This window comes from Streptomyces sp. NPDC050161, assembly GCF_044460025.1.
Taxonomy (GTDB): Bacteria; Actinomycetota; Actinomycetes; order Streptomycetales; family Streptomycetaceae; genus Streptomyces.
This window is the reverse complement of record NZ_JBITJM010000004.1, coordinates 110,769-122,430: the sequence shown is the minus strand read 5'-3', so window position 1 is coordinate 122,430 and position 11,662 is coordinate 110,769. Positions and strand designations below refer to the sequence as shown.

The 11,662-nt window shown below is 70.3% G+C and carries 11 protein-coding genes; 6 read left to right on the top strand and 5 right to left on the bottom strand.

Going from position 1 to position 11,662, the window contains the following annotated elements; all coding sequences use genetic code 11:
* Positions 1 to 40: 40 nt before the first annotated feature.
* The 3 genes from ACIBK8_RS08415 to ACIBK8_RS08405 all read right to left on the bottom strand — a co-directional run bounded on the left by ACIBK8_RS08415 (position 41) and on the right by ACIBK8_RS08405 (position 3,659).
* The gene (locus ACIBK8_RS08415) at positions 41 to 925 is read right to left on the bottom strand and encodes a GNAT family N-acetyltransferase (protein ID WP_399040883.1); all 885 of its coding nucleotides are present in this window, start codon (positions 923 to 925) and stop codon (positions 41 to 43) included.
* Positions 926 to 1,043: 118 nt separating this feature from the next.
* Complete coding sequence (locus ACIBK8_RS08410) at positions 1,044 to 2,495, bottom strand: amino acid permease (RefSeq protein WP_399040882.1); 1,452 nt, start codon at positions 2,493 to 2,495, stop codon at positions 1,044 to 1,046.
* A gap of 207 nt (positions 2,496 to 2,702) precedes the next feature.
* Positions 2,703 to 3,659: a hypothetical protein gene (locus ACIBK8_RS08405; RefSeq protein ID WP_399040881.1), complete on the bottom strand. Its 957-nt coding sequence runs from the start codon at positions 3,657 to 3,659 to the stop codon at positions 2,703 to 2,705.
* A 670-nt stretch (positions 3,660 to 4,329) separates the two neighbouring features.
* Between ACIBK8_RS08405 and ACIBK8_RS08400 the strand changes: the two genes are divergently transcribed.
* The 6 genes from ACIBK8_RS08400 (at position 4,330) to ACIBK8_RS08375 (ending at position 9,187) form a co-directional block, all read left to right on the top strand.
* Positions 4,330 to 4,509, top strand: a complete 180-nt coding sequence (locus ACIBK8_RS08400; protein ID WP_393685209.1) for a hypothetical protein — start codon at positions 4,330 to 4,332, stop codon at positions 4,507 to 4,509.
* Between the two features lie 109 nt (positions 4,510 to 4,618).
* The gene (locus ACIBK8_RS08395) at positions 4,619 to 5,857 is read left to right on the top strand and encodes a hypothetical protein (protein WP_399041215.1); all 1,239 of its coding nucleotides are present in this window, start codon (positions 4,619 to 4,621) and stop codon (positions 5,855 to 5,857) included.
* A gap of 19 nt (positions 5,858 to 5,876) precedes the next feature.
* Complete coding sequence (locus tag ACIBK8_RS08390; protein ID WP_399040878.1) at positions 5,877 to 6,392, top strand: hypothetical protein; 516 nt, start codon at positions 5,877 to 5,879, stop codon at positions 6,390 to 6,392.
* Positions 6,393 to 6,595: 203 nt separating this feature from the next.
* Positions 6,596 to 7,009, top strand: a complete 414-nt coding sequence (locus tag ACIBK8_RS08385; protein ID WP_399040877.1) for a hypothetical protein — start codon at positions 6,596 to 6,598, stop codon at positions 7,007 to 7,009.
* 91 nt (positions 7,010 to 7,100) lie between these two features.
* Entirely contained in the window at positions 7,101 to 7,703 is a 603-nt protein-coding gene (locus ACIBK8_RS08380) for a carbonic anhydrase (protein WP_399040876.1), read from the top strand.
* 17 nt (positions 7,704 to 7,720) lie between these two features.
* Positions 7,721 to 9,187, top strand: a complete 1,467-nt coding sequence (locus ACIBK8_RS08375) for a SulP family inorganic anion transporter (RefSeq protein ID WP_399040874.1) — start codon at positions 7,721 to 7,723, stop codon at positions 9,185 to 9,187.
* A 58-nt stretch (positions 9,188 to 9,245) separates the two neighbouring features.
* Here the strand turns inward: ACIBK8_RS08375 and ACIBK8_RS08370 are convergent, their stop codons facing one another.
* Positions 9,246 to 10,877, bottom strand: a complete 1,632-nt coding sequence (locus ACIBK8_RS08370) for an amidohydrolase (RefSeq protein WP_399040873.1) — start codon at positions 10,875 to 10,877, stop codon at positions 9,246 to 9,248.
* A 153-nt stretch (positions 10,878 to 11,030) separates the two neighbouring features.
* Positions 11,031 to 11,597: a TetR/AcrR family transcriptional regulator gene (locus ACIBK8_RS08365; RefSeq protein WP_399040872.1), complete on the bottom strand. Its 567-nt coding sequence runs from the start codon at positions 11,595 to 11,597 to the stop codon at positions 11,031 to 11,033.
* Between the last annotated feature and the right edge of the window lie 65 nt (positions 11,598 to 11,662).

The following is an 11,662-nucleotide window of genomic DNA, read 5'->3' as shown; positions in this document are numbered from 1 at the left end:
GCCCTGGAAACCGGGGAAACCTGGGAATCCGGGAAACGCCCTACCCGAGTTCCAGGCTCGTGACGCCGTACGTCAGCTCCTCCTGGACCGGCGGAACCGGGCCGGTGTACATCCGCACGGTGTGCGAACGGGCCGTCAGGCCACGGCCGGTGGCCAGTTCCCGCGCGGCGTGCCGGGGCTCGGGTATGTCCAGGCTGACCTCTTCGCCGGGGCCCGCGGCGGCGGTGAGGCTGTCGAAGAGCGCCGCCGCGTCGTCGGCGGTGTCGGCGAAGAGCGGGCCGATGCGGTGGCCGTCGCGGGCGGGACGGATCACGCCGTATCCGGCGACGCGGCCCGCGCGCAGCAGGACCCTGGCGTGGTGGCCGGGGGCGGTCAGCCAGCGGGCGATGAAGCCGTGCCGGTCGGCGGGGAAGCACCGGCGGTCGTAGGCGGCGACCGCGTCGAGGTGGGCGGCGGTGAACGGTACGGCGTCCGGGTCGGGCGCTGCGGGTGCCGCGGGGCGCCCCGTGTACCGGAGGGTGTCGTGGGCGGCGGTGAATCCCGCGCGGGTGTAGGTGGCCTGCTGGGCGGGGACCGCGTCGAGGCCGATGGTGCGGCGGCCCGCGTGCGGGACGGCGGCGCGCCAGGTGGCCAGGCCGAGGCCGGTGCCCCGGTGGTCGGGGTGGACGAGGTAGTAGCCGAGGAAGGCGTAGTCCGCGGAGTAGGTGACGACGGAGACCGCGGAGACGGTGCGGTCACCGAGGCGGCCGGTGAAGAATCCGTCGGGGTCGGTGGGGTGGAAGCACGCGGTGTCCCCGAGGCCGGGGTTCCATTCCTCCTGGGCCGCCCATTCCTCGATCTCGCGCCACTCGTCCAAGGAGGCGGCGCCGACGGCGAGTTGGCGTGCGGCGGTCGGTGGGGTGGCGGTCTCGCCGGTGCGGTGCATCGCTGGTGTACGTCCCTTCAGATGGGGCCGGGCGGAGCGGCAGGGGTGCGGGGTGCCCGGCGGTCGTCCGCCGTGCGCTGCGCGCCTCCTGCCGCTCCGCCCGTGGTCCGGTGCGCGGTCAGATGAGGTCCATGGCGGCGACCTCGTCGGGGCGGCCGTAGCTGACCGGTCCCTGGAAGCGCCGGCGGGCGGTGGCGAACCACCAGACCGTGGCGATGATGAGCACCACCGCGAGGGCGATGGGCGCGTAGTTGAACGATTCGGGGGTGATCGGCGCGGCCTGCGGCAGCATGAACAGCACGTTGCTGATCACGATCCAGGCCACCGCGATCGCGGCGACGACCTTGCCGTAGCGGCCGAGGTTCCACGGTCCCGGCTCGAAGTCGTTGAGCCGCAGCCGCAGGAAGATCGGCACGCCGTAGGCGAGGAAGAGACCGACGACGTTGACGCTGACGACGGCGGTGAAGGCGGTGTGCGACCACCAGCCGGGCAGGACCAGCACGAGGGGGCAGGCCGCGGCGAGCCATACCGCCTTGACGGGGGTGCGGGTGCGCGCCGAAACCGAATGCCACCAGCGGGAACCCGGCATCGCGCCGTCCCGCGAGAAGGCGAAGATCTGCCGGGTATTGCTGGTCATGTTGGCGAGTCCGCAGAACAGCATGGCACCGATCACGATCAGCAGGAGCAGCTTGGCGGTGCTCACTCCGAGAGCGTCGATGAGAATCTGCACGGGCGGTGCGTCCGCGCTCGCGGCGTGTCCGTAATCGCGGATGGCGTACACCAGAGCGAGCATGAGGATCAGTCCGGTGATCGCGGAGCAGGCGATGGCCCGCATGATCCCGCGCGGTGCGTTGACGGTGGCCTTCACGGTCTCTTCGGACATGTGAAAACTGCCGTCGAAGCCGGTGAACGTCCAGCTGGTGACGAGCAGGCCGAGCATTCCGCCGTAAATCCCGTTGGTGAAGCCGGTGTTGTTGGCGAAATGGGTGACGAACGACGGCGACTGATGGCCCGTCGGAATCAGCGTGAGGGCGGCGACGATCACCACCATGCCGATGAGCAGCCACCACACGGAAATCCGGTTCAGCACGGCCACCAGCCGCACCGTGTAGGTGTTGGCCAGAGCCTGGATGAAGAGGATCACCGCGGTGAGTCCGACGGTCTGCTGGGGCGTCGCCTCGTAGGAGGGCCACTGCATGGCGATGAACGCCTGGATGAAGGTGGCGGCGGCGAAGTTGGTGGCCGCGGTGCCGCCCACCTGACCGACGAAGTTCAGCCAGCCGGTGTACCAGGACCAGGCGCCACGGTGGCGTTTGGCGAGCTTCCCGGCCGAAAAGTACAGGGCGCCGCTCGTCGGGTAGGCGGAGGCGATTTCGCCCATGGCGGCGCCGACGAACAGCACCATGATCGATACGCCGATCCAGCCGAACACCAGAATGCGCGGGCCGCCCGCGTTCATTCCGAAACCGAAGGAGGAGAAGATTCCGGAGATGATGTTGATGATGGTGAAAGAGATCGCGAAGTTGTCAAAGGCGCGGAACCTGCGGGTCAGCTTCCGCGGATATCCCATCGCGTGCAATGTCGCGTCATCGTCGAAAGTGTCGGAATCCGCGCGGTGCGGGGATTTCGCACGAGCCGTAGATATACGCTCGGACACAACCGTAACCTTTCTGACAGGGCTGATAGGAAGACTTCGGTGGGGGAATCGCAGTCGTGCTATCGGCGCTGTCGTTACCCGTCGCGTCTCACGAATGCATTCATCTGTACCTCCATCCGTTCAGGCAGCTCCAGGAATGGGAAGCCCACAAGAACGTCTCGCCTTCGTCAATTGCTCTTCCGGTTTCCCGAAAGCACTCCACGGCATGCGGGCCGCATAGGGCCCCATCGCCGTGAAAACTTCGCGCGCCTCGAATTCATGCTTCGCCATGAAAAGCGCATGCGCGAGGTACGAGAGGTCGAGCACGGGGGTGAACCTGTACTCGGCCGTGAGCGGGAACCACTGGCGGTAGATGCCGAGCGCGGTGCTGATCCACTGCGGCTGTTCCCAGGTGTGGTCGGCCAGCAGGGCGGTCGGGTCGTACTCGTCGACCAGGGCCACCAGCGGCAGCAGCCGCAGCGCCGACGAGGCCGCGGCCCGCTGGCTCAGGAACGCGGCCACGTCCCAGCTCGCGCTGGCCGAACCGCCGTTGCGGGTGAAGAAGAAGGACAGGAACCTGTGGTGCGCCTCGCGGTGCCAGGGGTCGAGCCGGAGAATGTGCGCGAACAGATACCACGGCCCTGTCGGCGCCGTGAGGAGTCCCTGCGGGGCCGGATCCTGAGGTCGTTGAAATCGCGACAAGGCCAGCTGGCAGACCCACGGGGTGGGGTCATCCGGCAGCATCTGCGCGGCCCGCTCCCCCGCGGTGCGCGCGATACGTACCATCGCCTCTTGCCGACGGTCGTCCGTTTCGGCCATGCGCAATGCCCGGATCATCGCCACGCGTGCCCACAGCAGTGCCGCCTCAGGTCCGGGCTCTTCCGAAATCCAGCGCTCCGCCAGGTCCGAGTCGGCGGCTTCCGACGCCAGCACCAGCGACCTGTGGGCCCGGACCTCGAAATCCCCCCGGGTCTCTTTGAGTGCCTCATGCGCGCCGAAGTACCGGCCGGCCCTGACATCGATACACGCCTGCGCCAACTGCCGGTCATTGGCCGCCGGACTCCACACGTACTGCCCCTCGAATGAGCCAGCCGCCATGATCCCCTCCCGGTCCTGAAGGCGTCATCATCCACCCGCTCACATTTCGTCCACGCCTAATTCAGCCGGATCGTTTCCCCCGATCCGACGATGGCGGGGCACACCCTACTCACCAACAAGTGATAGCGAAAATAGTCGCCTGGAATATCGGGTTCCACACCATTTGCACCGCCCATTCGAGGCGGAATCCCGCTGCTCTCCCCCATTGGTTCCGCTCTCTTGTCATTCCCTGGCCCGTGCGCTATGCGATTGGCATATTCACTTCTCCTCACAATCTCCACATCTGACGTGGCGTCACCAATTGGGCGCCGTCGGGCCGGAGACGGGGCGACGGGAATCGGCCCGGCGGCGGCGCGGGCGACCGGCCACCCGCGCAGCCACTCCGACACCAACGCAGGCGCGCACGCGTGATGCCCCGTCAACTCCCTTTGGGTCAAGGAAGGTTCAACCACTCCACCGTCAGGCCCACTTGACGTCCCCACCAGGACGTTCGTTCCGGGAAGAAAGATCCGAAGGGGCTCTAATGCGCCAAAAATGGCGCGCAGGACATCGTTAACCTGTTCGTAGCATTGCTTTTCATTGACACGGACTTGGCGATCCTTTTACCTTCGGAACGTGCGGCATCAGCAAGGTCAGCGCCGCACCCCCACACACACTTCGGAGGCCCGGCATGGAAGCTCTCATCAAGAAGATGGCCCAGGACGAGATCTGGCAGGGCTGGGTGGCCGCCAACTCCGCGGGAGCGGCGGCGAAGAACGGCTGCATCAGCGCCACGCCCAAGTCCGGCTGCATCAGTGCCGCCCCCAAGTCCGGCTGCATCAGCGTGGCGAAGGCCGGCTGTATCTCCTGACCCGGCCCGACCGCGCCACGGACACGGGCCCGCGGTGGCACACCTGCCACCGCGGGCCCGCTCCCCGCAGCACCCGTTTCCCGAGCACTTGTGAAGGTTTTCCATGGAGTTGGACGGTCAGCCGTCGGCCGAGGTCATCGCGGAGATCAAGGACATCCCCATCTACCGCGCCTCGCTGGAGCAGGGGCACTTCCCCCTCCTCGACAAACCGGAGATCGCGCGCGGCTTCCCCGACAACTGGATGACGCCCAGACTCGCCGCCGCGCTGAAGACCGGCGACGCCGAGTTCGTGCTGTCCACCGGCACCCATCACGCCCGGATGCAGATCATCCGCCCTCCGTACTTCCTCCTGCGCTCCTACTACCAGTTGTGGAGCGAGCACCCCGACCTCGCCGCCACCTGGGAAGCGGACTGCCGCCGGGTGTCGCTGACCACGGTCCTGGCGACCGAACACGTCGCCCGGGTGAACGCCGCCAAGCGCGGCGAGGAACCCGCGGCCGTCCCGGACGCCGCGGACCGGCAGCTGGACGCGCGCACGTCGTACGTCAACCTCCGGCTGGACCCGGCGCTTTGGGAGCGCGATGACGTCGTCCGGATGCTCGCCGAGATCGACGCGGCCCGGCAGGCCCACCCGCGCGGCTGGTACCACCTCGACTGCTCCTCGTACCACCTGGCGCACCTGCTCAGGAAGATCGGCACCTGGCGCCTGTGGGACGCCTTTCCGCCGCCCGCCAGCATCATCCACGCCTACGAGTACACGCCGGTGAACGTCCGGCGCTTCCTGGAGCAGCACTTCGCCTGCCCGATCATCGACCTGTTCGGCAGCACCGAACTCGGCTACCTCTTCTCCAGCGACCGCCGCGGCGGCTACCGCCCGCATCTCGACCGGATGAGCGTCGAACTGCTCCCGGTGGCCCCCGGCAGCGAGATCTTCCAGCTCATCGTCACCAGCATCCGCAACCCGTACATGCCGCTGGTCCGCTACCGCTCGGGCGACTGCGTACGGACGCAGGACGGCACCCCCGACCCCACGAAGATCACCCGGTTCTGCGGGCGGGTGAAGGAGCTGCTGCCGACGCCGCACGGCCCGGTCTCCCAGGGAGACCTCGACCGCGTCATCGGCACCGCATCCTCGCGGGTCTTCCTGCACCAGTTGCAGGTGACGGGCGAGCACGAGGCACGGCTTGCCTACACCACGTTCGACGGCAACCCGGTCCAGGCCGCCGAGGCCGCCGCCCTGGAGAGCGGCGTCCGCGAACTGACCGGACGGCGCTGCCGGGCGGAGCACCGGACACACCTCCCGATAGGGAAGTCCGGGAAGTACGCCTGGCTCGCGACCGACACCTGACCACCCCGACGGGAGAACCATGACCAGCAGCACCCCGCTGTCCGCCGACGACCTGACCACCCTGCTCGGCGAGGCGCTGCACGCCGAGGTGGTGGCCCACTTCGTCCACCACACAGGCGCGGACGAGGAGTTCGTCGAACGCCAGGTGACCGAGTGCCTGCGCTACCTCTACCTCGTCTCGCTCCACCACGACCGGCTGGGCGGGCTCTTCCTCCCGGTCGAGCAGGAGATCGACGAGATCTGGCACTACCTCATCCTCCAGACCCGCGAGTACCGCAGCCTGTGCGAGGAACGGCTGCCAGGGCGGTTCTTCATCGAGCACCGCAGCATCGCGTACGAGGAGTACCAGCAGGAGCCGGGCCGGGAGCGGGCCATCGAAGAGGCGCTGCGCTGGATCCCGCTGTACTGCCGGGAGTTCGGCCCGTTCGACGAAGGTGCGCTGCCGCACTGGACCATCGTCCGCTTCCTGCACGAACGGATGGACATACCCCTCGCGGAGATCGCCGCCCTGGAGCCGGCCGCCGCGGCGGCGTAGCGGCCCGAGGGGGCTGCGTCACGGCCGCGGACCCGCCCGTGACGCCGGTTCCGGCTGCCCGGAACGGCGTCGCGATGATGTCCGGAAATCGGCCCCGCTCCCCCTTCTCGCGGCCTCGTTGCCCCTTCTCATGAGCACACCCCACCCACCGTTCCCCGCTGCCGGGACCACCGTCCCGGCAGCCGGCGAACCGAAAGGCGATGATGCGACAGGACAAGAACACGCCGGGCCGACGCCGCCCGGCCGTACGGACGATGACCACGCTCACCGTGATCCTCACATTTCTGCTGGGCGCCATGGCACCGGCCGCCGGTGCAGCGGTCTCGGGCCCGGCCACCAGCTTCGCGCCGATGGGCGCCCCCGCGGCCGTCTCCGGTCCCCTCTACGGAACCGGAGAACTTTCCGAGCGTGAGTCGGAGCGCGGCCACGCGGTGCGCCGTGGCTCCCGGCACGGGTACCTCCCGCTGCCGGATCCCGGCCCGCCCATGCCGTCGCCACCCGCGACCGTGCCTGCCGTCGGGAGTTACGTACCGGCGGACGCGCGGGCGCCGAACGCCTCGGCCCGGGTGCCCGTTTCCCGCGAACTCCGCGTCCTGCACTGTGTCTTCCGCTGCTGAGCCGATCCGCCGGGCCCGTTGCACGAGCCCTCCGCATCACTTTCCGGCCACCGTCGCGGTGGCAACCCTCACCAGCAGGAGACCTCTCCTCGTGGACACCTTCATCCACCATGCCCGGGGCCACAGTGCCCGTATCGCCGAACTCCAGGAGGAACGGGAGAACTACGGCCGGCTCGCCGCCGGACAGTCCCCGCTCGCCCTGTTCATCACCTGCTCCGACTCCCGCGTCATCCCGTCGCAGATCACCGGCTCCCGGCCGGGCGAACTCTTCGAACTGCGCACCGCGGGCAACGCCGTCCCCCGCTACTCCCAGGGCGGCCCGGCCGGCGCCGAGGCCGCCACGATCGAGTACGCCATGCGCGTGCTGAACGTCGCCGACATCGTGGTGTGCGGCCACTCGCACTGCGGCGCCGTCGGCGCCAGGGCGCGCGGCGACGACCTGACCGGCGTACCGGACGTACAGGACTGGCTGGACCGGCAGTTGTCCGAAGAACTGCCCGACGACGAGGAACCCGCGGTGCGCTCCGCCGTACGCCGGCACGTGTGCGAACAGCTCGGCCGGCTACGGGAGTACCCGAGCGTGCGCGAGCGCCTGGAATCCGGCGCGGTCACGCTGCACGGCTGGTTCTACGAAGTGCACACCGGCCAGGTCACCGTGCACGACCCGGCGACCGACTCGTTCCTCCCGCTGTGAAGGCGGACCCACCCACCATGAATCGACTGAATGTGAACCGACTCCCGTTCCTCCGGGCGGATTTCACCGCGTCCATCGTTGTCTTCCTCGTCGCCGTCCCGCTGTGCGTCGGGGTGGCGGTCGCCTCCGGGGTGCCCGCCGAACTGGGTCTGGTGACCGGCATCGTCGGCGGTCTGCTGACCGGCCTGCTGCCCGGCAGCAGCCTTCAGGTCAGCGGCCCTGCGGCCGGCCTGACCGTGCTCGTCTACGAAGCGGTCCAGGAGTACGGCCTGGGTGCGCTGGGCGCCCTGGTGCTGGCGGCCGGGCTGTTGCAGCTGGTGATGGGGGCCCTCAGGCTCGGCCGCTGGTTCCGCGCCATCTCCGTCGCCGTCGTGCAGGGCATGCTGGCCGGCATCGGCCTGGTGCTGATCGCCGGGCAGCTCTACACCCTCGCCGACGCCAAGGCGCCGGGTGACGGACTGTCCAACCTCGCCGGGCTACCGGCCCTGGCGCTGCGCACCTTCGGTGACGGCGGCGCGGCGACGGCCCTCGCGGTCGGTGCGGGCACCATCGCCGTCCTGGTCCTCTGGCCCCGCTGGAAGCGCGCGGCACGTGTGCTGCCCGCTCCGCTGGCGGCGGTCGCGCTCGCCACGACCGCGGTCTTCGTCCTGGACCTGCCGGTCGCCCGGGTGGAGGTCAGCGGCCTGCTGGAGGCCATCCAGCCACCGGGCTTCGCCGACATCGGGCGGCTGACCGAACTGGGCGTGCTGGGCACGGTGCTGGCGTTCACCCTGATCGCCTCCGCCGAGTCCCTCTTCAGCGCGGCGGCCGTCGACCGGCTGCACTCCGGCCGGCGGACCGACTACGACAAGGAGCTGATGGCCCAGGGCGCGGGCAACACCGTGTGCGGTCTGCTCGGCGCGCTGCCGATGACCGCGGTGATCGTGCGCAGTGCCGCCAACGTCCAGGCGGGCGCCAGGACGAAGCTGTCGCGGGTGCTGCACGGCGTGTGGATCCTGGTGTTCGCCGCGGCGTTCCCCGCCGCGCTGGGTGTGGTGCCGGTGGCGGCGCTGGCCGGCATCCTGGTGTACTCCGGGTGGAAGCTGATACCGGTGCGCGAGCTGCGGCCACTGTGGCGCGAGCACCGCGGTGAGGCGGTGGTGCTGTTCGCCACGGCCGTCGCCATCGTGACGATCAACATGTTCGAGGGCGTGCTGATCGGCCTGCTGCTGGCGGTCGCCAAGACCGCCTGGGACACCTCGCATGTGCACCTCGACATCGAGATACCCGACGGCGACGAGCCGATACGGGTACGCGCCGTCGGCAACGCCACGTTCCTGCGGCTGCCCAAGCTGCTGGACCAGTTGGCGACGCTGCCCGCCGACCGCGCGGTGGAACTGGACCTCGACGGTCTGCGCCATCTCGACCACGCCTGCGCCACCGCGCTGCACAACTGGGCCGAGCAGCACCACCGTGCCCGCAGTCAGGAGGTCCTGGTGTCGTGACGGCGTCCGGCGCCCCGGGCCCCGCGTACAGGGGCCCGGGGCGCCGGTGCCACCTCCGTCAACTCCCGTCCGCCGCCCGGTAGGTGGCGCGTCCGGCCAGCCAGGTGCCGAGCACCCGGATGTGCCGGATGCGCATCGGGTCGGCGGTGCGGGGGTCGTCCGACAGCCAGACCAGGTCAGCGGGCGCCCCGGGTGCCAGCCGCATGCGGTCGTCGGCGTGGGCCTGGTGGGCGACGCCGGAGCTGTACGCGTCCAGGGCCTGGTCGACGGTCAGCCGCTGGTGCGGCAGCCAGCCGCCGTCCGGGGCGCCGTCGAAGGTACGGCGGGTCACCGCGACCTGGAGGCCGTCCAGCGGTACGTGGGAGCTGACGGGCCAGTCGCTGCCGAAGGAGAGCCGGGCGCCGAGCCGCGCCAGGTCGCCCATCGGATACTGGCGTGCGGCCCGCGACCGCCCCACACGCGGGATGGTCAACACGGTCTGGAGCGGGTCGGGTTGCGCCCACAGCGGCTCGAAGTTGGCGATCACGTCAAGTTCGGCGAAGCGGGGCAGGTCGGCCGGGTCGGCCAGCTGCACATGAGTGATCACCGGGCGGCGGTCCCAGGGCGGGTTGGCCACGGTCGCCGCCTCGATGGCGTCGAGTGCGGTACGGACTCCGGCGTCGCCGATGGCGTGCAGGTGCACCTGAAAGCCGTCCGCGTCGAACGCCCTTACCGCAGCGGCGAGTTCGGCGGCGGGCCAGACGGGCATCCCGCAGCTGTGCGGCGCATCGTGGTAGGGCCGCAGCATCGCCGCCGTGCCGCCCTCGATGACGCCGTCGCAGAAGAACTTGACGGTACGGGCGGACAGCAGCGGGCAGCCGTCCGCTTCGATCCGCGCACGGGTGGCGGCGAACGGCGCGCGCTGGGCGCGCCAGCGGCCGGGGTCGGCGCGCTGCGCGAGATTCACGCGGAAGGCCAGAACGCCGCGCCGTGCGGCCTCCCGATAAGGCTCCACCATCTCCGGTTCGACCCAGGCGTCCTGCACCCAGGTCAGGCCCGCGCGGGCGTAGTGCGCGCCGGCCCGCCGCAGGGCGTCGACGAGTTCGTCCGTGCTGCGGGCGGGCAGCCGGTCGAGGACCAGGTCGCAGGCGTGCCATTCGCGCAGCGTGCCCATCGGCGTGCCGTCGGGGCGCCGGACGATCCGGCCGAGCTGCGGATCCGGGGTGGCATCGGTGATGCCCGCCCTGCGCAGCGCTTCGCTGTTGCACCACACCGTGTGGTAGTCGTACGCGCGCAGCGCCACCGGCCTGCCGGGCACCACGGCGTCCAGCCAGCGGGCGTCGAACTCCCCCGCGGGCGCCAGCGCGGGGTCGTAGGACGCGCCGACGATCCACTCCTCGTCGGGGTGCGCGGCAGCCCAGCGCGCGACCTCCGCGACCACCGCATCGACCGATTCCAGCCCCTTGACCTGCGGTCCCATCTCCTCCAGGCCGCCGAACACGGGGTGCGCGTGCCCGTCGCCGAAGGCCGCGGTGAGCAGCCCTGACCCGAGGTCGACGGCCTCGGCCCGGCCGTCGGCCAGGGCCTCGGCGGCCGGTCCGAGTGCGACGATGCGGCCGTCGCGCACCGCGAGCGCGGTGGTGTCGGCGCCAGGACCACCGCCGGTGCGCACCGCCCCGCGGAAGACCAGGGGCGCCGCTGCGTTGTCCATGGGGGTCCTTTCTCCGTCCGGGTGCGTCGCGCGGATCCTCGTTGAAGTGCGCGGATCACGCGACTTCGCCATCTCCCCGGCACCCTAGGGGTGTTGGACAGGAGACCGAAGCGCTCATTCCGTCGGGGCCTCTCAGTCGGCACCGTCACCCGTTCAACTCCGTGGGCTCAGCCCCGCCACGGTGAGCCGGAACAGGCGGTCCGCCGCGGCGGCGGGATCGGAGTGGTGTTCCGTGGCCAGGGACAGGCCGACAGCCAGGGTGATCAGGTCCGCGACGGTGAACTCCGCGGCTACTGCGCCGTCCTGCGCGGCGCGGCGCAGCAGTGGGCCTGCCGCCTCTTCCAGCGCTGCCGAGCAGGAGTTCTGGTCCACCGGGCCGGCTTCGGTGCCTTCGTAGGTCAGCGCAGCCGCCAGTCCTCGGGCGGTGACGCAGTAGGCGACGACGTCACTCAGCCATTCCAGGAGCGCGGCCCGGCTGTCGGCCTTACCCGCCAGGTCGTGGGCGCGGGCGCACAGCGCCTCGATCCGCGTCCGGGCGACCGCCTCCAACAGTGCGCGGCGGGTGGGGAAGTGCCTGCGTACGGTCGCCGAGCCGACCTGCGCCGTGCGGGCGATCTGTTCCAGGGAGGCGTCGGCGCCATGGGTGGCGACTTCCTGCTCGGCCACGGCGAGGATGCGCGCGTAGTTGCGTCTGGCGTCCGCACGACGGGTTTCGGGCACTGCGTCGTCTCCTGTGGTTGTTAAGTGGCGGGGTCCGCCATATCGTATCGAACAGAAACGGCGTG